Genomic DNA, 24347 nt, shown 5'->3' with positions numbered 1-24347 from the left:
AATTATTTTATTCTTTTATAAAGGATCCCTAAAGTATTCGGACCACAATGGGTTGAAACGGTACATCCTGCAGTTGTTTCAATCATTTCCTCAAAATCGGCAAATTGACGAATCAATTCTTTTACATTTTCGACAGTGTCAGGTGAACAATGGGAATGGGTGATGAAAATTCGACTCTTATCAATGTTTTCATTGTTTTCCAATCGATCCTTCACATAATTTTCAAGACATCGGTGGAAATTTCCACGGTATTTTTTACCGACCTTCATTTTGCCATCGACTACTTCGATAGAAGGCTTAATTTTTAGTAAAGTGGCTCCAAAGGCTTCAATTCCCGAGCAGCGACCACCTTTTCTTAAATAATCCATTTTATCAATGACAAAACTTGCATCTACCTTTGGTATGATCGCTTCTAAACGTTGACAAATTTCTTCAGGTTTAACGTTATCTTTTGCCATTAAAGCAGCCTCATACACGACATGTCCACTACCAGTTGATAAATTGCTGGAATCAATTACGAAGACATTATCAAAATTAAGGGCAGCCGTTTTAGCATTTTGATAACAGGATGAAAAATCAGACCCTAAACAAATATGTATCACTGCTTCATGAGATGGCGCATGTTGAGCAAAAAAAGTTTCGTACTCAAACGTATTCACTGCAGCAGTTGTACAAGTTTTCCCTTGTTCCCCTACAAATTCAAAAATTTCTTTAGGAGAAATGTTCACACCATCACGATAATCATCTTCATCAATCAAAACATGGAGAGGCATTAATGTAATATCCAATTCTTCTAAAAGATTCGGAGAAAGATCACATGTACTGTCGGCAGTAATTTTAATCATTTTTGCACCCCTTTTATTTTTTTCTATATTATAACATAATGCCATTTTATTCTATTTAATACGAATTCCTTGTTTTAAATTGAGAGGATATAAAAATGATATTTTTTTGTGAATAATTGTATTTTTCCATTCATATAAATTAGGTGTTACAAAAATCGAAAGGAGGATCATATGTCATCACAGTATAAGTATTGGAAACCTTTTGTTGGACCCTTTGACCCATGTAAACCAATACGAGTCAAAAGTTATTCAACCCCTCCACAACTCTATATAACTTTTCAACCTGTTGGACTTCAACAATTTGAAACACCGCATCAGGCACTAATGCATGGTACACTTTGGCCACAATTATATAGCCCTTACCCGGATCCTATAAAAGGAGGGACATCAAGTGCCTAAGCAAATACCACCAGAATATTATCAATGTCTAGAAGAACTTCAAGCCATTGACTTTGTGTTAGTTGAACTAAACCTCTATTTAAATACTCACCCCCATGACTTTGAAGCAATTAAACAGTTTAATGAAACGGCTCAACGGAGTATGCAATTAAAAGTCGAATTTGAAAAGAGATTTGGCCCACTTATGCATTTTGGAAGAAGTTATTCGAGTTACCCGTGGAGTATTGATGATTCACCTTGGCCATGGCAAGTTTAATGAAAACCTTTCAAAACTCATATAGGAGGAAAAGGATTTCAACATTTCGTCTATAAAAGTTACAAATAGGAATAAGTTGTGAGGGGAGGAGAACGGCCATGTATTATTACGAAAAGAAATTGCAATATCCTGTAAGAGTAAGTACATGTAACCCTATGCTTGCGAAGTTTTTAATTGAACAATATGGTGGTGCAGACGGTGAACTTGCTGCTGCCCTCCGTTACATGAACCAACGTTATACAATCCCTGATAAAGTAATTGGTGTACTTAATGATATTGCGACAGAAGAACTTTCCCACCTCGAGATGATTGCAACGATGGTTTATAAATTAACGAAAGATGCGACACCTGAACAAATGAAAGCGGCTGGATTAGGGGATCACTATGTAAATCATGACCGCGCATTGTTCTATCATGATGCGTCTGGCAATCCATGGACCGCTACTTATATCCAAGCAAAAGGTGACCCGATTGCCGATTTATACGAAGATATCGCCGCTGAAGAAAAGGCAAGGGCAACATACCAATGGATTATTGATGTTTCTGATGATCCGGATTTAAATGATGGATTAAAGTTTTTACGTGAAAGAGAAATTGTCCACTCCCTTCGTTTCAGAGAGGCAGTAGAAATATTAAAAGAAGAACAAGGGAAAAAGAGAATTTTTTAAAATGGCAACCTTGGCTGACCCAAAAAAGCCGAATTGGGTCAGTTTTTTTGTCTTCTAAAAAGACAAGCCATCTAATTGAAAGTCTATTAGGTGTCATAAAGGGAGAAAATAGTCTTGCTAATCTTACTATAGACATGAGAAGATAGTTTCTATGATTTATAGTAGAAAGATTGGTGAACATTAGTGAATTCAAAAGCTTTAATGCTAGGGCTTTTAACTGTATTAATATGGGGTTCTACCTTCGCTGCGAATAGTTTCAGCCTTCGTGGTGGCTATTCTGCAGGACATTTAATTTTATTTCGTTTCATCATAGCTTCCATTATTTTTGCCCTCATCGCCTTCATACCAAAGATGAAATTTCGTTTACCGGAAAAAAGGGACATATGGAAAATTGCCCTCCTCGGATGGGTTGGAATTAGCGGCTATCATATTTGTGCTACCTTTGGACAACTTACAATTAGTGCGGGAACCGCGGGTATGCTTATTGGATCCGGTCCTATTTTCACAACGATTTTTGCGATTTTAATATTGAAGGAACGTTTAAGTAAAGTAGGATGGGTTGGTTTAGCTTTTGGATTTATTGGCATCTCCCTCATTGCATTAGGTTCTGGTGATACAACATTCGGCATTGCACCAGGCGTATTTTTAACAATTCTTGCTGCTATTGCAACATCGATCTTTTTCGTTTATCAAAAACCTTTATTTAAAAAATATTCAGCTATTGAATTAACAGCCTATTTTACTTGGGCTGGTACAATACCCTTTCTTATTTTTGCCCCTGGTCTTTTCGAAACGATACAATCGGCTTCTATCGAAGTGAATATGACCGCTTTATATATCGGCATATTCCCAACGGCTGTTGCCTATTTAACATGGGCCATTGCATTATCTCAAGCAAATGCCAGCTCGATTTCAAGTGTTCTTTATTTGGAACCGGTAATTGCGATTATCGTCGCTTGGATTTGGTTAAACGAACTACCAGCTTCCCTCTCTATTATTGGTGGTCTTATCGCCATTTCAAGTGTATTGATTGTGAATTTCTACGGAAAACGAAACGAAATGACACAGGACCATAATAAAATAAAAACAATTCAATAAATGAGAAAACCCGTGATGACAAATAAATCATCACGGGTTTTTACTCAATACAATCTTGTGTTAACTGTTTCGAAATACAAGATAATTTAATAATTGTTTTAAAAAATTCGTTTCATGAGGAATTTCTTTTAAAGCTTCCAAAGCGAAACAATATTGTTCCCACATCGCCTTTTTAGCACCTTCTATTCCTAAAATCGTAACAAAGGTAGATGTTTCATTATCTACATCTTTCCCTACCGGCTTTCCTAATATCGTCGCATCACCTATCCGATCTAGTAAATCATCTTTAATTTGAAAGGCAATTCCCGCATGACGTGCAAATTTTTTCAAACTATTTCTTTCCATTTCAGATGCATTCGCTAAAATGGCGGGCATCAATAGAGAGGCTTCAAATCCTAAACTTGTTTTATAGAAACCCATCGTATGAAGTTCCTCTAAAGTAAACTTTCTTTCTTTAGATAGTAAATCTAACCCTTGACCTTTACACATGTTTGCTGTCACTTGGGCAGAATAGCGAACCAATTCCAGTACATTACGTGCATCAAAATCCTGTAGTAATGTTTGTTGCTCCATCGCCTTTTGGGTTAAAAATAAACCTGTCAATTCTGCTAACGCAACATTATATATTTCATGTACCGTCGGGCGTCCTCTACGAATCGATGCATCATCTTGGGAAGGTAAATCATCAAAAATGAGAGAAGCCGTATGCATATATTCCAATGAGTTAAAGAGAGGAACGAGGGCGGTTTCTTTTAATCCATACATTTCTACTCCGACAAACCAACTAATGATCGGTCTTAATCTTTTGCCATCTCCTACTAAACTATAATTAGCTGCTTCAATAAGATCATCCTTAAGCAAAAAAGGTTCATCGGCAATTGGTAAATGTTGATTGATTTGCTCTTTTACATCTTTTATCTTTGCTTTAAAATAGTCCCTCTCCTTCCGTTCCCTTTTTAAACTATCAATCATCTGATCACGTAATAGTTTGTCGAAGAAGGCTACATCATCGGCTTTCCCTACTACTCTCTGCAACAAATCCTTTAACTGAGGAATATCTTTAGTAAACATTTCCATCACTTGGCGATATTTCGTATGACCATGTTTTTCTTTAAATCTTTTTAATCCATTAATAGCACGTTTTAATATAACGTCCTTCGTTTTAACGTCAGCGTGATAAACACGATGAATTAAATTCATTATAACAGCCCAATACATTTCGAAAGGGTTAATCAAATCCCTTCTCTTGTCATAGTGCGTCATGTAATAAGTGTAAGGGGTAACTGCACCCATTTCTAAATCCTCAAACATATCAGCAAAGTCATCTGCCAATTGATTATATATACCATATAAAAAGGTTCGTTGTTCAAAGTCTTCATCCGTTTCTTGAATAACAGCCCTAGCAATTAATCGAGAGGAAGAGGATTTTAAAATAATCGGTATATAAAGTTCCTCGTTAGAGTAATTAGTAAAATCTAAGTCCTTCCTTCGATCTACTTCTTGGGATTGAAAAAATATATAGGCTTGTTGAAAAAATTTATCAGATTTTTGATGGGACTGAATGAATTCGAAGGCTTCCTTTAGCTCTTGATGGATAAATCCTATAAACTCAAGGGTTTCTTTTGACCAACTTCTTTCATTTAAAGGAGGGACCGTTCCAGTAAGGAGTGAGGTTCGGATTAATTGTGAGTATTGGGCTTTTTCTTTTACAGACAATAAATTCGAATCCAGGAGGTCATCTATGAAAGGATAAGTTAAACCATAGGAATAACCTAATCGTATTGCATCTTCTAATTTATTTATACGTTCCGCTGAGGATACTTGGTCATCCAGTTCATCCATTGTATGCATTAGTACGCCAGCAATAATTTTAACAAGCTTTCGTTCGGCATTAACCGCATCTAGTTTTTCTGGAATTTTTGTGGCAACTTTATTTAACTTGTTAATAAGCCAATCTACCACTACTTCTATTTGTTCTTCTTTAGCTTTTTTAATGATCCAATCAAAGGTAAATAATTCATTTTCATTATTTTTTGACGATAAAAGTAACTGTTCCTTTACTTGCTCTACTACTCGATTGATTTTTAAATTTGTCGTTGGATCATCCAAGGTTTTACCTAAATCACGTAAATATATATACGAAATGCTTCGGTTTAAATAATCGTCTAATTGATTCGTATAATCTAACCATTTTATATAACGTACGCTATCCTTTGAATTTGGTTTTCTTTTTTTCAGAGAGAATAAAGTAAAGAGTTTAGAAGAATGAATATGATTTTTTCCCCACCAATGAAAGTCATCAACTAAAGTGTCTAAATAGGACTTGTCGATAACTTCTTTATAAAGCACATTAAAATATTGCCTTGCTTCCTCTTCTGCCTGCTGATAATATTGATCAGCACTCATTACATCATTTTTCATTTCTAATCACCTTTACTCTTTAATCTCTTTAGTGTTTGAAGGAAACATCCAAATCCTATATTTTGCAAACCATCTTTCCTAAAAAGGAATAGTTACATCATAAAAGTTTACACACTTTGTAGCAAATATATGGGCTTTCAGGAAATTCGGTAGTACAACGAAATTTACGTTGTCAGGAGGCATTTAACAATGAAGAAACGGATTACAAAACATTTACGTTCTTCATAATTAGAGGCTCACATAGATGAGCCTCTAATTATTATTTTAATACATTATCAACCTGTCTTCTCCATATCATATGATGTTCTCCTTCACCCCAATAATCTTTTAAAAGAATATTCGGATTTCCAAACTTATTCGTCCACATTTGTTGCGCTTCTTTATACCCACTATCAAAGCAAAACTCTTTAATTCCTTTACTTTTCAATACTTGAAAAATACCTTGTAAAAGTTTACTGCCAATCCCTTGTTTTTGATAATTAGGATGCACATACAAAGATCCAACTTCCGGTAAATGTTGATACTCTTCATTTGTTTCCTTTACTATTAAAGGACTAACAGGTCCATATTCGATAGAACCGATGATTTGATTTTCCCCAAAGGCCAATAAAAAATAACGTTCCTTACCATTAGATAAAATTGCATCTTCTAAATACTTTTTCTTCGTCTCAATTTCCCTTTCAATATCATCTTTTAAATGAGCGATTCCTTCTTTTTCAAAAGTATGGGTAATAACAAATCGATAAAAATTATGAAGGTATTCAATATCCTTTGGATGTAATTCTCGAATTTCAATCGTATTCATCTTTGACACCTCAAAGTTCCATTAATTTTACTTCACTGTAATATCCCCATTGTCAGATGTCAATTCTATAACTGTCTTACCATTTCCAAATGTTGTTTGTTTATTATCTTTGCCAAAAACACTAACTTTACCGTGATCCGTATTCACATCGATTAGGATATCGGATGGCTCTTTATTTGTTTCAATATTGATTGATCCATTATTTGTTTCCAACTCCATCGGTTGATTTAAGACTTCGGTATGAACTGAAATATCTCCATTATCGGACTCACCAACAATTGTACCAGTACTATTTTTAATTTTAATATTTCCATTGTTCAATTCCGTAGTAATGACTTTACTTGCAAGGTCGTCTAAAATAATATCGCCATTATCTGCTTCTCCAACAAAATCTTCTACTTCCATCTTCTGTGCCTCGATATTTCCATTATCCGTTTCTCCGATAAAGTTTTCTACTTTCACATTTTTTACTAATATATCCCCGTTATCAGTAGTTGCATTTATTTCCTTAAATTCTTTTTCAGGTAACATTACATTAACAGTTGGTGTATCAGCAAAGAAATTAAAGAAGAATTTTTTAAACCATTTGCGATCCACATCGATTTGTAATGTATTTCCTTTTAGGTCAACATCCAATTTATATCGGTCGTTTTCATTGTTTACAAGCTGTACTGTCGTTGTGTCACTATTAGTAGGCTGCAAGTGAATATGAACATTCTCAGACTCCACTTCAACATGGGTAAAATCTTTATTCATTTTTACTTCTTCTTCCGAATTTCTATTTGAAAATACATTAAACAATATAAATGCCACAATGGCGACTAATAAAAAACCAATCATTACTTTTTTATTCAAACTAACCTTCTTCCCTTCCCTACTCATCATTTTAAGTTCATATTACAGAATAAAATTACAGAAAATAATGACCCTAAACTGTAATTTCTTCTAAGTCTTAAGACGTAGCATCGTGTAATGACATCAACATATTTTCTATTCAATTGAACATCCTAAAGAAAATGGGTTTTAAGGAGTGTCTTCCATGAAATTATTTCAAGTTCGAAAGGGACAATTTGTTTATTATGAAAATGAATTGCATAGAGTTTATGCTGTAAAACCAATGTATAAAAAATCCGTTCATTTAATTCGACTTCGCGATTTAACACAACATTTATCTAGTGCAGCTGAAGTTGAACGATACCAACCGAAAGAATTAGATAGTTTTATTTTCAATAAAAAAGTTTATACCCTTTCAAAGGATAGGAGAGCCGAAGTCGGGGATTATATATTAATTACAAACCCTACCCCAGATTATTTAGATCACTATTCTTTAAATGAAATTGAAGTTGTTGCAACCGTTGAAAATAAAGGCGTTATTACAAATAATTCGAACGGAATTCGTCACCATGAATATTTATTAATGGTGCCAGGACGACATGAAAAAAGTAATCCGATTGAATATCGCGATAAAGGAAGTAATGAAGATATTCCCCTTAATGGTAATGAATCAGAGAATATCGGAGTTGATGACCTCCTTCCGATAGTAGGGGATGTGTATAAAAAAAATGATAAAGAAACTACCTTAGAAGCAATGGTCATCGGTATTGAAGGTAGTACGGTTTTTCTCGGCAATGGACAAAGCCTACATCAAGATGAATTAATGGATACAGAAAAGTGGCTTTTTCTTTATCATTTAGGTGACAAATAATTTTGTTCCTTACTCACTATATGAACATACATCAAGAAGTAAACGGAGGATTTTCATGATTGGAAAGCTAAAAGAAAATAGCGTCTTTATTATTTCCTTAATACTCACATTACTCTTTATCATTTGGGGAGTGTTTTTCACCGAAAACTTAACGAAGGTTACGAATATTATTTATAACGGAACAATTAATAATTTGGGATGGATCTATATTGGAGCTACCTTCTTCTTCGTTGTTTTTTCCATCTATTTACTTTTTTCAAAATTTGGTCATATTAGGCTCGGAAAAGCAACAGATCGTCCCGATTTTAAAACACCTTCCTGGCTTGCAATGTTATTTGGAGCTGGTATGGGGATTGGGATTGTCTATTGGAGTGTGGCTGAGCCAGTAACCCACTTTACAACCCCTCCCTTCGGTGAAGGATATACGATTGATTCCGCAAATACGGCCATGTCTTATACGTTTTTTCACTGGGGACTTCATCCATGGGCCATTTACACAGTTATCGGTTTAGCCCTTGCCTTCTTTCAATATAATAAAAGACTACCGGCAGCAATTAGTTCTGTTTTTTATCCATTACTCGGTGACCGCATACATGGTCCTTTAGGGAAAACGATTGATATTCTTTCCGTCTTTGCGACAGTTTTTGGTATTGCAACCTCCCTTGGACTAGGCGCCTTACAAGTAACGGCCGGTATGCATTCTATTTTTAATGTCCCAAATACATTACTTGTTCAAATCATCGTTATTGTCGTTGCTACAATTATTTTCCTTATTTCCATTAATACAGGTTTAGAAAAAGGGATTCAATATTTATCAAACGGTGCGATGATAATATCTTTTGCCATTTTATTATTGTTATTAATTGTTGGTCCTACATTAACCATTATTAAAGTATTTTTTAATACAACAGGGATGTACCTTAACGACTTTATACAAATGAGTTTACGATTAAAACCGTTTGGCGAGGGAGAATGGATTGCGAGTTGGACGTTATTCTATTGGGCATGGTGGATTGCCTGGGCTCCGTTTGTCGGCATGTTTATTGCCCGTATTTCAAGAGGAAGAACAATTAAAGAGTTTGTGATTGGAGTACTAATTGTTCCGACTCTTGGAACATGTATTTGGATGTCCATCTTTGGTGGCTCTGCACTAGATATGGTTGTCCATTCTGACAATCATGCATTAGCAGAATATATTGCAGATAATGTGTCTTTAGCGATTTTCACTTTCTTTGAACACTTACCTTTAAGTTCATTTTTAAGCATATTAGGCTTTGCCCTTGTTGCAATTTATTACGTCACAGTTGCTGATACAGCAACCTTCGTCTTAGGGATGTTAAGTGAGGGCGGTACTTTAAACCCTTCCAATAAAATTAAAATGACTTGGGGGATTATCCAATCAGCGGTTGCTTCCGTACTACTCATCTCTGGTGGATTAGAAGTATTACAAACCGCATCCATTGTAGCCGCTTTACCGTTTGCTATTATTATGTTGTTTATGTCCTATTCATTACTGAAGGGGTTAAAAGGCGAATTAGATGTTCAACGAAGGAAATCAAGGGGAAAGAATAATGCATAAAAAAAGCTGTCCAAAAATATATGTATTTGGACAGCTCTTTCTATTATTCAGGTTTTCCAGCTGCTTCCCAACGACTAATTTCTTCTCTAACCATCGGAGCAACTTCTTTACCTAAAAGTTCAATTGCTTTCATAACATCTTCATGGGGCATTGAACCAACTGGGCAATGTAACATAAAACGTGTTATCCCCACTTTTTTACGAAGGAAAATGATTTTCTCAGCTACTGTTTTTGCATCTCCTACATATAATGCCCCTTCTAAACTACGGGCGTAGTCAAAGGTTTCCCGGGTATATGGACCCCATCCACGCTCTCTACCTAACACATTCATTGCTCTTTGTGTTGGTGGGAAGAATTTTTCCACCGCTACATCTGTACTTTCAGCAACAAAGCCATGGGAATGGGAAGCAACTGTTAACTTTGAAATATCATGTCCTGCTTCTTCTGCAGCTCGATAATACAATTTCACAAGGTTCGCAAACTGTAATGGACTTCCACCAATGATAGCTAAAACTAATGGTAAGCCAAGTACTCCTGCACGAACAACCGACTGAGGTGTCCCACCACTTGCAATCCAAACCGGTAATGGATCTTGAACAGGACGAGGATAAACTCCTCGATTAACGATATCAGGGCGATGTTTACCACTCCAGTTAATAACTTCTTTTTCTCTTAGCTGTAATAATAAATCTAATTTTTCCTCATATAATTCATCATAATCTTTCAAATCGTAGCCAAATAAAGGGAAGGATTCAATGAACGAACCACGACCTGCCATAATTTCCGCTCGTCCACTGGAAATGGCATCAACCGTTGAAAATTCTTGGAACACCCGTACAGGATCATCCGAAGATAAAACTGTAACAGCACTCGTTAATCGAATATGCTTTGTTTGAGAGGCTGCAGCTGCAAGTAAAACCGCTGGAGCTGAACAAGCATAATCTTTTCGGTGATGTTCGCCAACCCCAAATACATCTAGTCCTACTTGATCTGCTAACACAATTTCTTCGACAACTTCTCTTATACGTTCTGCATGACTAATTACTTTCCCTGTATTCACATCAGGTGTTGTTTCTACAAAGGTTGTTAAACCAATTTCCATTTATTCCACTCCTCTATGTACTTATACCGTCCATTTTAAAAAGTAAAGTAGGTTTTTTAAACTATTCCGACTTCATCATACATGAGAATTGGATTATGTTTCAATTTTTCCGATTTTGTTATGAAACTTTTAGAAAAATGAATGGACTATTCATAATAAATATTTCGTTTTAAAATCTTCAATTGGACAAGGTTTCCCGAAATAAAACCCTTGTATATAATGACAATTCAGTTCAAGCAAATAGTTCAATTCCTCTTTTGTTTCGACTCCTTCCGCTATCACTTCTAATTTAAGTTGTTGAGCCATCTTAATCATCGCTGCAGTTATACTGGCGTTTTCCGATTCAGAAGAAATGTTTTGAATAAATGAACGGTCGATTTTAATCCCATCCAAATGGAAGGTTTTTAAATAATGAAAAGATGAATAACCCGTTCCAAAATCATCAATATAAATTTTAACGCCTAACTCCTTTAACTCTCTTAATGTTTGAAGCACGTTTTCTTCATTCCTCATGATTGAGTTTTCCGTAATCTCTATTTCTAACCATTTTCCTTCTAAATGGAACTCGTCAAGCAATTGTCGTATTTCTTTTGAAAACTCTTTTTGTAAAAAACGCTTAGAAGTTATATTAACGCTAATCGGAATAATGGAAAGACCTTTTTCCCGCCACTTTACCAACTGTTCACAAACTTTTCTTTTTATCCATTTGCCTAATGGAATAATTAACCCTGTTTCTTCTGCCATTGGAATAAAATCACTCGGTGAAATGAGTCCTAGTTGAGGATGTTTCCAACGTATTAATGCTTCAGCACTAATTATCTTTCCTGTTAAGGCATCCACTTTCGGTTGTAAGTAGACTGTAAATTCATTATTTAAAATTGCTTTTCTTAAGTCTCTTTCTAACAAAAATGATTGATAATTTTGTTTAATCATCGAATGGTCATAGACTTGGTACATATTACGACCAAGTTCTTTTGCACGGTATAAAGCGATATCTGCCTTTTTCATCAAATCTACAACGTCAATTCCTGCCGATGGATAAAAACTAATTCCCATACTCGCTGTTATTAAAAGTTCTAACCCTTCTATATAGATAGGTTTTGTTAAATCTTGCAAAAATGTCTCAGCTAATTGAAATACGGACGTTTCCGATTCCACATCTGTACATAAAATAGTAAACTCATCCCCACCCATACGAGCGGCAAAATGGTTTTCTTGGTTAATATTATTTAATATTCTCTTCCCAATTTCTTTTAACAATTCATCCCCAATAAAATGACCTAACGTATCATTAATCAATTTAAAACGATCTAAATCAATAAACATAACCGCAAGTTTTTTATTAATTCGACTCGCTTCTTGGATGGAATCCTTCATTTTTTGCTCAATCCATCTTCGATTAAAAAGGGTAGTCAGTTCATCGTGATGGGCTAAATAAGCATTTAAATCTTGTATTCTTTTTTGTTCCGTTATATCTTTTCCTATTAGATAAGCACCTACAATAATATTATCTACAATAATTTGAAAAAAAGTTGCGCTAAAAAACATTTTCTCATTCTGTTTCGATAAAACATCAAGCTCAAAATGTTTAAAATTCCCCTTGAGGGCTTGATCTAAAAACTCATTTAAATTAGGAACATATTGTTCTATAACGTTTTTTTCTAACTTCAAAAAATCAACCTTTTTATTCGTTAACTCAAAAAGCTCCTTCGCTTTGAAATTCATATTAATGATTTGACCAAATTGATTAAAAATAATGAGATAATCTTGACTAAAATTTAATAATGAATTCATTTGCTCTTGATTCACTTGAAGTTCTTTTTGGATAGACCTTAATTCTGAGATATCGAGCACTGTACCTAAAATTTCGGTAACAACATGAGCCGTTTTAATTGGAGTAATATCGATAAATAATCGCTTACCTTTCAACTCGATTTCATAATTTACCCGTTCACCTTGAAATGCTTTTTCATAATGTAATTGCTTTATATTCGCGATTTCTTCAGTAAAAACTTCGTGGGGAGAATGGTTTAGAATAATATCTTCACCTGCTCCAATTTCCTCCATTAACTTACCAATAGCAACTGTATAAAAGAGTTTTCCATCATCATTCTTTTTCATTGTAAAAATACCGTTTTGTATATTTTTCAATGTTTTAATAAAATTAATTTTTGAATCGACCATTTCTTTATGCTTTTGTTCTTTATTGTTTTTAAAAGATTGTTCCTCCGTTGTTACTAAATCACGATATTGTTTGTCCATCGTTGCCCCACCAAATTTTCAAGTTATAATTATTTTAATGATACTTATTTTTATTATTTAAAGTCACACTGAACTTCGTTGAAATTCCCTCTTTTTAAGTAAAAAAGTGACCAATACCATTGGCCACTTTAAAAGTACTATGAATGGGGATAAACGGAACATATTTAACTTCCTTTTGCCGCCTTTACCTTGCTCATTAAATACTCTACAAACACATCATCCCTCGCTAACCAAGCTTCGTAGTTCCTTTTTAAAAAGCTCTCACATTCACTATAAGTAGAAAAAGTTAGATCTAATACTTCTCTATTTCTTTCAACCAACCATTGTTCGTCTTTCAAAGTTAGCAAGAAAATATCTTCCCGTCGATTTATATAGAGTGAACCAAATTCAGACGATTCCTTCAAATTGTAACGATTTCTTTTGGCATCTTCATGGAGCGGATCTAAATGGAACGTATTTAAGACAAAATGTTTATATGCTTCCTCGGTCAACGAACTGCCTGAAGCTTTTTGGTGACCTCCCCCCCCATAACGTCCTGCAATTTCTGAAACATCCACATCATCACGATTGGTACGGAATGATATTCTTTTCCCGCCCATATTTAATATGGCAATGTAATCAAGATGGGGATGTTCCTTTGCTAATTCGTTCCCTACTTCGGAATGATAAGATTCAGCATAAACAACGCCAGCGTAAAACTTCCCAACTAACGCTTGTACAATCTCCCTTTTTTTCCTTCTTATATAGCGCTCAATTTTATCTTCTTCCATATTCAGCAACTTCTTTTCGAAGTCATCGAAGTCAAAATGGTCACTTGTACGAAGACGTTCAATCATTTTCAGTTCAAATTCATCGATAGATACGAGAAAAAAGAGGGAATTTAATGAATGGGCTTTATGATTTTCATTCTTTTCCCATTCCCATGTATCATATTGTCTTACAAGTTCAACAAATTCAGAAATAGCCTCACTTTCTTCTAAATGTTGATGGTAAACAAGATATTGATAAAATAAAGAAGTAGCAGAAGTTAACTTTCCACTTTCCTCCTCTACAACAACGTATCCCCATTCATAATCATTTAAATGTAAAGCGGTTTTGTGATGATCAATTAATTGGACATTCCCATGTTCTTTGTAATAACTTGTTAAACGATTTTCATTCTCTTCATTAGGAGATAAATCCGTAATGAGTAAAAATGTATCTGGTGAATCATTTTCTAGAAAGTATTCAATTTCTCTATTAAGAGAAGATACCGAATTGTATCTCACTTTCACATCTTGACCAAAAGCAAGCTTCGCTAAAATACCACAGCCTACCCCATCCAAATCGTTATGGGACAATAATTTATACATACCACTTCACCTCAAATTGTAGTATGGATATTTAAATGCTATTTCATAATTTTCCTTCAGCAATTTTTTCAAGAAATTACTATGTAATCAACATTAATAGTTCTGTTGTCATTGACCTCTTTTCAACTTTTTCATAAACTACTATGAAATAATTTTGAAGGAGGTCTAGGAATGACTAAAAGTAGAAATCGTAATCCATCTCGTTATCCTGACCAAATTCAACAAAAAAAGATAGATGCACTGAAAACCGATATTTTCATTGCAAAACTTGGTGCTATTGGCGGACTCATTTCAACTGTGGGCGGCATTATTTCTACTACAGCATCTTTCCTAGCCGTTCGAGATTTATTAGAAGACCTCGAAGAATATAAAAGTGAAGTAATTGCCAATAATTCGAATAGAAATATAGGTAGTAGTTATTATAACGATGCCAATGAAAGAATTGAAAACTTAGAAAAGCAAATGGAATATTTACTAAAAGAACTTGAAAAATTGAAAAGAACATAAAAACTCCACACAAGCATTTACTTATGTGGAGTATTGAAAATTAGTTTAAAGAATATTTACCGAATCCATCGGAGCCCTCTCCAATATATTGAATCGTGCTACCTTCTGGGATAAAATCAACTGCCTTTTTTGATGTTTCAAAAATAACATTTGAATTTAAAGGAAGTTCAGCAAATCTCCAGTTACCATCAGCAGTTGGATCAATGGTTTTATTTTGAATGATATAGTCAATAATCGCTTGACGATTTTCATCCGGATAAACTTCTACATATGATGCGTTTCGCACCCCTGGGAATGTTCCATTTGCACGATAATTATTTGTTGCTACGATAAATTCCTGTTCTAAATCAATTGGTTCGCCATTATATTGTAAATTTACAATACGACTTGCTTCTGGATGAATTAAATTTCCATCCGGATCATATTTTGCAGGTTGAGTTACATCAATTTCGTAAGTTACTCCATCAATAACATCATAATTGTAAGAACGGAAATTCGTATTAATTAGTTGTTGCTCATCTGTACTATTTGAGTCGATTTGATTGAATTGACCTGCAGACATTTCAAGCCATTCTTTTACATCAGCACCCGTAACTTTAAGGATTGCCAATGTATTATCATATAAATATAAATCGGCTACGTTTTTAATCGCAAGTTCACCGCTCGGAACAAATGTATAATATTCTGGATCACTGCGAGTTCCCGCTTTAAATGGTGCACCTGCTGATAATACTGGAAGATTTTCAAATTCCGTTCCTTTGATTTTCTCCTTCACATAAAGACTTTGAGCATCTGTTACAATTTGAATCGATGGGTCATCTAACACTTGTGAGAAATAACTATGGATATCAGCTGTTGTTTGCCCTACTGGTTGTCGAACATAATTTATCGTCCCATCATGGGCTTCTTTCACCGCTTCCGCCACATCTTGATCTACGTCAGATGAATCAGCAGCAATTTTGCGAACTTCCCCTGTTCCATTAACAACTTTCCAATCCTTACCTTTTTTCTCCAACGTTAAATCAATTACACCTAAATGACTTCCGTATTTACCTGGCATAACAACAGGAACACCATTCATCGTTCCTTCTTCCACATTGACACCAGTTAATGATGCATCCACATCTCCAGGAAATACTTGGTGGGCATGACCTGAAATGATTGCATCTACACCTTTTACTTTAGATAACAAATAAGTGACATCTTCTTCCCCTTCAGTATGTGTCATATCACCCATACCAGAGTGGGAAAGAACGACAATTACATCTGCCCCTTCTTTTTCCATGTCAGAAACAACATTTTCAACTGCATGTACTGAGTCATCTACCGTCACTTGTCCAAGTAAGTGAGACTTGTCCCAATTTAAAATTTGAGGTGGAACAATACCTGTTACACCAACTTTGACTGTAGACTCTTTGCCTTTTTCATCTACAACTTCTTTTTCAATAATGACATATGGCGTATACATATAATCACCTGTACTTGCATCACGTACATTCGCATTAACAAATGGGAAATCAGCATCATCATAAACTTCATCTAAATAATCTAATCCATAATTAAATTCATGGTTCCCAAGAGTCGATGCATCATAATCTAACAGTTCCATTGCCGTTATCGATGGATGTTCTTCCCCTTCTTCTAAAACATCAACCGATTGTTTATAAGAACCTAATGGAGTTCCTTGAATCGTATCACCATTATCAAATAATAATGTGTTGCTATTTTCTTTACGCGCTTCTTTAATTAATGTTGCTGTTTTAACAAGACCTAAACTGTTCGATTCAGTATCTTTGTAGTAGTCATAATTCATTAAATTTGTATGAATGTCTGATGTACCTAAAATACGTAAATCAACGGTTGTTTTATATTCTTCAAGAAAAGCGTTTAATAGTTGATATAATTGATATTCAGAAATGACATTTTTCGGTTTTAACGTTTTTCCTTCAAAACTATTTAAAAACCCATATTCAACCGCTTTTGCAAATTCATCACGATTTTCTTTTTTAATTGCATGATAATCTTTATATTTCTTTAAAGTATCTTCTGAGTACGTTTTGTCATCATCTAGCATATGAACAAGGCTGACAACGGCTTCCTCTAAGGTCATTTTTCCCTCTGGTGCAAAACGTTTATCCGTCTTTCCTTCGATGAGTTGTAATTCAATTGCTTTTTCAATATACGGTTTTAAAGAATCAGGAACATCTTTAAAGTTAACCGTTTTGCCTGAACCTAATTCTACATCCATAGCTTCAATAACTGTTTTTACATATTCGCCACGTGTTACCTCATCTACTTTTTTAGCACTTGCTTGTTCAATATTTGTCATACCGACAACAGCTATCGATAAAGCTAAGGCAGAGGCGGAAACTTTCTTCCACATTAAAACTCATCTCCCATTTATAAGACTTTTCAAACAATTAAATAATATCAAAAAGTAAGATATAAATATACTTATTTATTAATATTTAACAGTTTTATAATATTGTTTGCTATCTAGCAATAATCGTCTCAAAAATGGGGCAATATTATATGTATCATTTTTAAAGGCTGACACAAAAAATGAAGTTTTTTGTATCAGCCCCCAGTCACTCTAAATTTTCAATTATTGTCCAGAACGTCCTTTTAATTGTGACTCTGCCATTTGAACAAGACGTTTTGTAATTTCACCACCAACTGAACCATTCGCGCGTGAAGCATCTTCAGGTCCAAGGTTCACACCAAATTCTTGTGCGATTTCATATTTCATTTGATCCATTGCAGCTTGTGCACCAGGAAACAGTAGTTTATTTGAACTTCTATTAGAAGCCATTTTCTTCACCTCCTTGTGATATTAGAATGTTCCAGGTGCGCTAATTAATACTGTGATAAATCATTCCACCAAAGTATCAATTTCCCTCGTATACTTTCATACTAATTTTGTCAAAAAAATCTACATGTAAATAAAATCAAAAGGTCATAATAAAATTCAAATAACAATTACATGTCTTTTTTATTCGTTTTATGACGGAAATTTCACTAAATAAATGTTTAATTTCAAGGCTTATTAATAAAACCACGTTGAAATAGCTTTTCAAAATCTTTATATGGTAGATGAAAAAAATGACAGTTAAAGTATTGCAATCTTACGTTTAAACATGTATGATTTTAATAATTAAATATTCACTTATTTCAATTACCTTTTGAAGTAAGGATAGAGGAGCAAAGACCATCAGTACGCAATTTGAGGATAATGAGATCCTATGACAATTGTGGAAAGGGGAATTTGCCGAAGCTTTTGAGAGCCTCATTATCTCGAAGCTGGTTCTGTTATTGAACAAATGCAGGACTGTCATATAGGTTTCTATATGGAGGGCTATCTTACGCAAAGAAATGAAGTTTATTTCTACGCAACAACGATCCCTCGTTGTTGCTTTTTTGCGTTTACTTAACTTAACGCCCTTCTCCCTCTATTTTCTAATAAAATATAAGGATGTGGAGAAGTATGAATTTCGGAAAAATTTTAACTGCTATGGTGACTCCCTTTAATGAACGGGAAGAAATTGATTGGGTGGCTACCGAAAACTTAATTAATTATTTGCTTGCCAACGGTACAGATGCTTTAGTCATTTCAGGTACGACTGGAGAATCCCCAACTTTATCAGAAGATGAAAAGGTAGAATTATTTAAATTTACTGTGAAGGTTGTAGATGGGAGAGTTCCGATTATTGCCGGTACAGGTTCTTACAACACAAAAGCCTCGATTGAATTAACAAAACAGGCTGAAAACGTTGGTGTGGATGGCATCATGTTAGTAGCTCCATACTATAACAAACCTTCTCAAGAAGGATTGTATCGACACTTCAAAGCAATTGCAGATGAAACATCCTTACCAATCATTCTATACAATGTACCTGGTCGCAGCATTGTAAGTCTTTCAGTTGAAACGATTGTTCGTCTTTCAGCAATACCAAATATCGTTGCGATTAAAGAAGCTAGTGGTAATTTAGATGCAATGGCTGAAATTATCGAAAAAACACCTAGTAATTTTTCATTATATAGCGGGGATGATGGCTTAACATTACCTGTCTTATCCATTGGAGGAGCTGGTGTCATTTCAGTGGCGTCTCATATTATTGGTCAAGAGATGCAAGCGATGATTAAAAAATTCCTAATCGGGAACTTAAGTGAAGCAGCAAAGGACCATCGTAAATTGTTACCTATCATGAAAGTACTTTTTGCTACTCCTAATCCGACTTCAGTAAAAGCAGCTTTAAATTTAAACGGAATTCCGGTTGGTGGTGTACGTTTACCAATGGTGCCACTAAACAAATTAGAACTCGATTCATTGAAAGAGGTTTTAAATACTCAACATAAAGTCATTTCTTAAATAATCGATTATTCCAAAGTTTCCAAAGAGATCGTCTTCCAATTGACGATCTCTTTTCTATTACATATGTTTTAACTTCCCCTCCATCTATTTACTTTTTGACAGAAGTTTGAGTGACATGTCTGTTATTAGAATTATGTACCAAATATAACACTTTCCTCCATTTCTTCCTATATTTTATATCAAAATATTTCACAGTGTATTCCCATGCAAAGCAATCTGAAGAAAATATACTTTTAACAACAGAAAAACAAATAGTACATTCCCTATTATTAATGGAAGTAATCCCTTCATTCTAATGGGAGTAAAATACGGCGAACTTATTAAAAAATAAAAAAAGGCACTGTAAATAAACAGTGCGATGACCATTCATTATTCCTCTTTAATAAACCGTACTTCATCATATCCACAAGACTTACAAACCATTAAATGGGGACAAATTTGATCTTTTGCCGTATTAGGATAACCATCTCCCATTTTGACCGTTTCTTCATCATTATAGTGTCCATAAAGATCCAAATAATCAGACACTTTCCCTGAATCCTCTAATGTCGTATGACATTTTGGGCAATTTACTTCTAACGTTTTTAATGAATTACATAAAGGACATATAGCCATTCGTATCACTCCTTTGCATTATAGTATCCATATTTTTGCTAATACTATGTAAACGCACCTTAAATAGAAACCCATTTTGAATAACATGACATTTTCTACATGAAATTGGGCAATCTAAAGGACAGCTAAAAGTAATGGAGGAAATCAGGATGAAAAAGGAAGAGAAACTAAATGAAGAAGCTGCATTAAATAACAACTTAGACTCAGCTACTTTAAGAGCGAACATGGAAATTGCTAAAGAACACGTACAAGCAAAAGCAACAAAAACTGCAACTCAAAAAAAAGAATAATACAAATCGGTTCTAACTTCATTTCGAAGAAGGTAACAATAAACTTTGTTTATGTTGTCCTTTATTACTACCCTTGGTATGCCAGCTTCCCGTTTCGATTCCCTTTTATCGCAAGTTGCCCTCGGTAAATTACAACCAGGGAAAATGGTAAATCGGGAAATTAAACTTTCAGAAGTAGAAGGAATTTTCCAAGACATGACGAATTTTGCTACGACAGGAACATTCATCGTAACGGATTATTCATAAATACGGTTAGACTATCTGTCATTTACAGATGGTCTTTTATATTTTGTTTCCTCATACTGTTCGTACATTTTAGCAATTGATATCAAAAATTTTCCGTTCATTTTATGTAAGATGAAATAGAGGTGATTCACAAATGGTATATAGTGAAGCTACGCAACAACTGATACTCTATATCGAAAATCATATAACCGATGATTTGCAACTAAAACAATTCCCTTCTGTTGTAGGATATTCAAAATATCATTTACTAAGGGTATTTAAACAAGAAACTGGATTAACGATTGGAGAGTATATACGTTTAAGATGTCTTGCGACAGCTGCAATGTTTCTTCTACACTCCGTCCGATGAAACAATTATTACAATTGCATTTATGCTACAATTTCAATCGCAAGAAGCTTTCACCCGCGCGTTTAAAGAAGTATATACCATGCCTCCTGGAAAATATCGAAAAATGATGCGATCAATAGGCGGAATGGAGGAAAGCAATATGAGTAACAAAGTAAAGGGATGATTTTTAAGTGGTTCCCACCCAGCTAACTATGCATTTGGGGTTGATGATCAAGTATTCCATTTAGGAACGAAATCAGGTGTATTATTTTCCACCGGAGATGTTGGTGAAGGGCAATTTGGAACAATTATGCAAAGTTTTCAAGCAGATATCTATAAAGGGAAACGGATTAAATTGTCGTGTTATTTAAAAACAGAACAAGTAGATAAATGCGGTGCATGGTGTCGAATCGATAATGCATCAGGGGATACAATTCAATTTGACAATATGGATAACCGTTCTATTACAGGGACGACTGAGTGGAACTATTATTCAATCGTACTAGACGTACCTGTACAAAGTACATCCATTCATTTCGGCGTCTTATTGGTAGGAAATGGAAAAGTTTGGGCGGATGGATTCCGATTTGAGGAAGTAGACGATTCAGTCCCTTCAACAAATATGATGGCAACTGAATTCCTTCCTACTCAACCTGTTAATTTAGATTTTAATGAGGAATAATCCAATCAGTAAATAAATCGTGATATTCAAAGGTAAGGGAAATGCCCTTACCTTTTATACATACAATTAATAAAGTCTCTTACTATAGCTTTCTTCCAACCTCTCTTGGATATCCTCGACACTACTATTCGGAAGTTTTGCGTGTTCAAATAATATTTTGGAAGCCGAGGGTAACAATTCTTTCTCTGTCCAAGTATCCGGCTCCCATAGACCGGATCGTTTAAATGCTTTCGCACAATGTATAAAACATTCTTCCACGTCAACAGCGATTCCTAAAAGGGGCATTTTCCCCCTTATAGCCATTTGTTCAAGTAAAGCTTCATCATTTACAATTGTGGCACGACCATTCACCCTTAATGTTTCACCAAGTCCCGGAATGAAAAAGAGAAGGCCTATTTTAGGGTTGGACAAAAGATTGCGCAACGAATCCATTCTTTTATTCCCGGGCCTTTCCGGTATAATGAGCTGCTTTTCATTTAACACGTGAACAAAATCAGGTTGATCTCCTCTTGGTGAAACATCACAATTGCCAAATTGATCCGAAGTAGATATTACTAAAAACGGCGATTTCGAAATAAAATCGACACAATGATGATCTAAATAAGTTATTACTTTATTTTTAACTAATTCACTAGGAAATCCTACAATCTCTCGAAGTTCCTCTTCCGTCTTAATACAATGTTTAAAGTCTACTTTTTCGATCAACTATCCCACTCCAATTTACATATTTTCAAAAAATTCCACACAATCTATCTACAATGTTATCAATTGTTCCATTTTAGTTCTAGTTATCAATCTGCCTATGTATCGAATAAGATGTATTAATCACTGGACTTACAAGAAAGGTGGAAAAATGAATAAGGATACTGAAATGGCAAATACCTTTCAAAATTTAAGTCAAAAAAATATGCCCTTTGATCAAGTATTTCAAAATATATTGCATTTCATGAAGAAAGATCCGATTGGTAATTTTCGTTTAATGTTCGGAACCGATTCTCAAGTTTTCACCCATTACACAAAGTTCATCACCGGTATTGTCATTCAACAAGAAAGAAAAGGTGTTTGGGCATGTATTCGAAAAGTAATTATTCCTAGGAAAATGACAAATTTACATGAACGGATTTCCTTTGAAACAACCCTTACAGAAGAAGTTGTTTCCTTATTTACAAATGAACATAAAGAACAATTAATTAATGTCGTTCTACCAAACATTTATAAAGGAGCTTCTTTTTCCATCGAAGGGCATATTGATATTGGTTCTGGGAAAAGAAATAAAACAAGAGTTTTTGTTGAAGAGATGGTCTCCCGATTAGAATCAATCGGGTTAGAACCAAAAATAAAACCCGATTCCTTTGTTGCTAGTAGCTATGCAAACCGCTTCACAAAATAAAATGAATCCATCTGAATTCGTTAAATAATTTTTTATAAAATTATGATAATATTGGATACAGTTACACAAAATTGGAGGAATACATTCATGTTAAATAACTTTATGGAAAATTTACAAAAATACGCAAAGCTGTTAGTTGCTAAAGGCATTAATGTTCAACCGGGAGATTGGGTGAAAATGACAATTACTGTTGATCAAGCTCCTTTAGCTCGATTCATTACACAGGAAGCTTATGCGTTAGGTGCAGAAAAGGTTATTGTCAAATGGTCTGATGATGAAATTACAAAATTACACTATTTACACCAACCAACAGAAGTATTAACGGACATTCCACAATACGAAATTGATGAATCAGAAGATCATGTTTTAAACCACCGAGTGAGCCGTCTTTCGATTTTATCTAGCGACCCTGGTCTGTTAAATGGGGTAGACCCTACGAAAGTGGCAGCTTTCCAAAATGTGGCGGGCAAAGCGTTCCATGCCCAACGTAAAGCTACACAAAACGATGATTTAAAATGGACGGTTGCTGCAGCAGCAGGAGCTAGTTGGGCGGCAACAGTATTCCCCCATTTAGCAACTTCTGAAGAACAAGTTGATGCCCTTTGGGATCAAATTTTTAAAACATGTCGCGTTTATGAAGAAGACCCAATTGCTGCATGGGATGAACATAAGAAAACATTAAATGAAAAAGCGGCAAAATTAAATGAAATTCAGTTTGATGCCCTTCACTACACTGCTCCTGGGACAGATTTAACGTTAGGTTTACCAAAAAACCATATTTGGGCATGTGCAGAAAGTTATAACCCTAAAGGTGAAGAGTTTATCGCGAATATGCCGACAGAAGAAATATTCACGGCTCCTGATACGCGCCGCATGGATGGGGTTGTTCGCAGTACAAAACCGCTTAGTTATGCGGGTACATTAATAGAAGGTATTGAAGTTCATTTTAAAGATGGAAAAATTGTTAATATCTCCGCTGAAAAGGGCGATGAAGCGATTAAAAAATTAGTATTTGAAAACGAAGGAGCTACTGGATTAGGAGAAGTTGCCCTTGTTCCAGATCCTTCGCCGATTTCCCAATCCGGCATCATTTTCTTCAATACGTTATATGATGAAAATGCATCGAATCATTTAGCTATCGGTTCGGCTTACCCTACAACAATTGAAGGTGGGACAACAATGAGTCAAGAGGAACTGCAAGCAAATGGGATGAATACATCTACAGTTCACGTTGATTTCATGATTGGTTCTGACAAAATGAATATCGATGGGATTAAACAAGATGGTACTGTCGTTCCTATTTTCCGTAACGGCGACTGGGCTTTCTAAAAATCGAAATACTTGCAAAAATAAATATCCGCCTGTAAAACAGGCGGTTTTAGTAACGCCCTATAAGGGCTCCTTACTAACTGCCCCTAAAGGGGC

The 24347-nt window shown here is 34.8% G+C and carries 23 protein-coding genes, 1 pseudogene and 1 riboswitch; of the genes and pseudogenes, 13 read left to right on the top strand and 11 right to left on the bottom strand.

From position 1 onward, the window contains the following. Positions 1 to 2 precede the first annotated feature (2 nt). On the bottom strand, positions 3 to 845 hold the full coding sequence (locus ACH0B5_RS06320) for a DegV family protein (RefSeq protein ID WP_122971514.1): 843 nt from the start codon (positions 843 to 845) through the stop codon (positions 3 to 5). A 171-nt stretch (positions 846 to 1016) separates the two neighbouring features. Between ACH0B5_RS06320 and ACH0B5_RS06315 the strand changes: the two genes are divergently transcribed. The 4 genes from ACH0B5_RS06315 (at position 1017) to ACH0B5_RS06300 (ending at position 3266) form a co-directional block, all read left to right on the top strand. Beyond that, on the top strand, positions 1017 to 1244 hold the full coding sequence (locus ACH0B5_RS06315; RefSeq protein WP_122971513.1) for a spore coat associated protein CotJA: 228 nt from the start codon (positions 1017 to 1019) through the stop codon (positions 1242 to 1244). After that, positions 1237 to 1500, top strand: a complete 264-nt coding sequence (locus tag ACH0B5_RS06310; protein ID WP_122971512.1) for a spore coat protein CotJB — start codon at positions 1237 to 1239, stop codon at positions 1498 to 1500. Before ACH0B5_RS06315 ends, ACH0B5_RS06310 begins: the two co-directional genes overlap by 8 nt. A gap of 98 nt (positions 1501 to 1598) precedes the next feature. Then, positions 1599 to 2168 (top strand): manganese catalase family protein, encoded by a 570-nt coding sequence (locus tag ACH0B5_RS06305; protein WP_122971511.1) that lies wholly within the window; start codon positions 1599 to 1601, stop codon positions 2166 to 2168. Positions 2169 to 2351: 183 nt separating this feature from the next. Further along, a complete protein-coding gene (locus tag ACH0B5_RS06300; RefSeq protein ID WP_122971510.1) occupies positions 2352 to 3266 on the top strand; it encodes a DMT family transporter in 915 nt (304 codons plus the stop codon). A 60-nt stretch (positions 3267 to 3326) separates the two neighbouring features. Here the strand turns inward: ACH0B5_RS06300 and ACH0B5_RS06295 are convergent, their stop codons facing one another. The 3 genes from ACH0B5_RS06295 to ACH0B5_RS06285 all read right to left on the bottom strand — a co-directional run bounded on the left by ACH0B5_RS06295 (position 3327) and on the right by ACH0B5_RS06285 (position 7347). Further along, positions 3327 to 5687: a polyprenyl synthetase family protein gene (locus ACH0B5_RS06295; protein WP_406927588.1), complete on the bottom strand. Its 2361-nt coding sequence runs from the start codon at positions 5685 to 5687 to the stop codon at positions 3327 to 3329. 259 nt (positions 5688 to 5946) lie between these two features. After that, positions 5947 to 6492 (bottom strand): GNAT family N-acetyltransferase, encoded by a 546-nt coding sequence (locus tag ACH0B5_RS06290; protein WP_406927587.1) that lies wholly within the window; start codon positions 6490 to 6492, stop codon positions 5947 to 5949. A gap of 27 nt (positions 6493 to 6519) precedes the next feature. Beyond that, positions 6520 to 7347, bottom strand: a complete 828-nt coding sequence (locus tag ACH0B5_RS06285; RefSeq protein WP_406927586.1) for a DUF4097 family beta strand repeat-containing protein — start codon at positions 7345 to 7347, stop codon at positions 6520 to 6522. A 184-nt stretch (positions 7348 to 7531) separates the two neighbouring features. On the opposite strand from ACH0B5_RS06285, the gene ACH0B5_RS06280 reads away from it, so the two are divergent. Together ACH0B5_RS06280 and ACH0B5_RS06275 are read left to right on the top strand one after the other, a co-directional pair. Beyond that, positions 7532 to 8197, top strand: coding sequence for a hypothetical protein (locus ACH0B5_RS06280; RefSeq protein WP_122971506.1), 666 nt, complete (start codon positions 7532 to 7534; stop codon positions 8195 to 8197). A gap of 55 nt (positions 8198 to 8252) precedes the next feature. Then, complete coding sequence (locus tag ACH0B5_RS06275; RefSeq protein WP_122971505.1) at positions 8253 to 9776, top strand: glycine betaine uptake BCCT transporter; 1524 nt, start codon at positions 8253 to 8255, stop codon at positions 9774 to 9776. Between the two features lie 43 nt (positions 9777 to 9819). On the opposite strand, the gene ACH0B5_RS06270 is transcribed toward ACH0B5_RS06275, so the two are convergent. From ACH0B5_RS06270 to ACH0B5_RS06260, 3 genes are all read right to left on the bottom strand, one after another. Beyond that, positions 9820 to 10878 carry an LLM class flavin-dependent oxidoreductase gene (locus tag ACH0B5_RS06270; protein WP_122971504.1) on the bottom strand — a complete coding sequence of 353 codons (1059 nt, stop codon included), beginning with the start codon at positions 10876 to 10878 and terminating at the stop codon, positions 9820 to 9822. A 150-nt stretch (positions 10879 to 11028) separates the two neighbouring features. After that, positions 11029 to 13140, bottom strand: coding sequence for an EAL domain-containing protein (locus ACH0B5_RS06265; protein ID WP_406927585.1), 2112 nt, complete (start codon positions 13138 to 13140; stop codon positions 11029 to 11031). Positions 13141 to 13304: 164 nt separating this feature from the next. Continuing rightward, positions 13305 to 14492 carry a DHH family phosphoesterase gene (locus ACH0B5_RS06260; protein WP_406927584.1) on the bottom strand — a complete coding sequence of 396 codons (1188 nt, stop codon included), beginning with the start codon at positions 14490 to 14492 and terminating at the stop codon, positions 13305 to 13307. A gap of 171 nt (positions 14493 to 14663) precedes the next feature. On the opposite strand from ACH0B5_RS06260, the gene ACH0B5_RS06255 reads away from it, so the two are divergent. Further along, entirely contained in the window at positions 14664 to 14999 is a 336-nt protein-coding gene (locus ACH0B5_RS06255; protein WP_122971501.1) for a hypothetical protein, read from the top strand. 40 nt (positions 15000 to 15039) lie between these two features. Here ACH0B5_RS06255 and ACH0B5_RS06250 read toward each other — a convergent pair whose 3' ends face one another. Then, on the bottom strand, positions 15040 to 17382 hold the full coding sequence (locus tag ACH0B5_RS06250; RefSeq protein WP_406927583.1) for a bifunctional 2',3'-cyclic-nucleotide 2'-phosphodiesterase/3'-nucleotidase: 2343 nt from the start codon (positions 17380 to 17382) through the stop codon (positions 15040 to 15042). A gap of 222 nt (positions 17383 to 17604) precedes the next feature. After that, positions 17605 to 17811, bottom strand: a complete 207-nt coding sequence (locus ACH0B5_RS06245) for an alpha/beta-type small acid-soluble spore protein (RefSeq protein WP_122971499.1) — start codon at positions 17809 to 17811, stop codon at positions 17605 to 17607. Positions 17812 to 18185: 374 nt separating this feature from the next. Beyond that, a riboswitch (Lysine riboswitch) is annotated at positions 18186 to 18365 on the top strand. Between the two features lie 118 nt (positions 18366 to 18483). Here ACH0B5_RS06245 and dapA point away from each other — a divergent pair. Continuing rightward, positions 18484 to 19368: a 4-hydroxy-tetrahydrodipicolinate synthase gene (gene dapA, locus ACH0B5_RS06240; RefSeq protein ID WP_174232664.1), complete on the top strand. Its 885-nt coding sequence runs from the start codon at positions 18484 to 18486 to the stop codon at positions 19366 to 19368. 372 nt (positions 19369 to 19740) lie between these two features. Here the strand turns inward: dapA and ACH0B5_RS06235 are convergent, their stop codons facing one another. Further along, on the bottom strand, positions 19741 to 19986 hold the full coding sequence (locus tag ACH0B5_RS06235) for a hypothetical protein (RefSeq protein WP_406927582.1): 246 nt from the start codon (positions 19984 to 19986) through the stop codon (positions 19741 to 19743). 149 nt (positions 19987 to 20135) lie between these two features. Here ACH0B5_RS06235 and ACH0B5_RS06230 point away from each other — a divergent pair, with 149 nt between their 5' ends. The 3 genes and pseudogenes from ACH0B5_RS06230 (at position 20136) to ACH0B5_RS06220 (ending at position 21532) form a co-directional block, all read left to right on the top strand. Further along, positions 20136 to 20276: a hypothetical protein gene (locus ACH0B5_RS06230; protein ID WP_341362698.1), complete on the top strand. Its 141-nt coding sequence runs from the start codon at positions 20136 to 20138 to the stop codon at positions 20274 to 20276. A 45-nt stretch (positions 20277 to 20321) separates the two neighbouring features. Continuing rightward, positions 20322 to 20522, top strand: coding sequence for a hypothetical protein (locus ACH0B5_RS06225; RefSeq protein WP_406927581.1), 201 nt, complete (start codon positions 20322 to 20324; stop codon positions 20520 to 20522). Between the two features lie 133 nt (positions 20523 to 20655). Next, positions 20656 to 21532, top strand: a pseudogene (locus ACH0B5_RS06220) (helix-turn-helix domain-containing protein). Positions 21533 to 21598: 66 nt separating this feature from the next. Here ACH0B5_RS06220 and ACH0B5_RS06215 read toward each other — a convergent pair. Continuing rightward, positions 21599 to 22237 carry a pyridoxamine 5'-phosphate oxidase family protein gene (locus tag ACH0B5_RS06215; protein ID WP_122971493.1) on the bottom strand — a complete coding sequence of 213 codons (639 nt, stop codon included), beginning with the start codon at positions 22235 to 22237 and terminating at the stop codon, positions 21599 to 21601. A 148-nt stretch (positions 22238 to 22385) separates the two neighbouring features. Here ACH0B5_RS06215 and ACH0B5_RS06210 point away from each other — a divergent pair, with 148 nt between their 5' ends. Together ACH0B5_RS06210 and ACH0B5_RS06205 are read left to right on the top strand one after the other, a co-directional pair. Then, positions 22386 to 22922, top strand: a complete 537-nt coding sequence (locus ACH0B5_RS06210) for a ribonuclease H-like YkuK family protein (RefSeq protein WP_174232662.1) — start codon at positions 22386 to 22388, stop codon at positions 22920 to 22922. A gap of 87 nt (positions 22923 to 23009) precedes the next feature. Next, positions 23010 to 24251, top strand: a complete 1242-nt coding sequence (locus ACH0B5_RS06205) for an aminopeptidase (protein ID WP_122971492.1) — start codon at positions 23010 to 23012, stop codon at positions 24249 to 24251. The last annotated feature ends 96 nt before the right edge of the window (positions 24252 to 24347 follow it).

This window comes from Ureibacillus sp. 179-F W5.1 NHS, from assembly GCF_045369345.1.
Lineage (GTDB): Bacteria > Bacillota > Bacilli > Bacillales_A > Planococcaceae > Ureibacillus > Ureibacillus halotolerans.
Note: the sequence above shows the minus strand (reverse complement) of the source record. Positions and strands in the feature narration are given on the sequence as shown.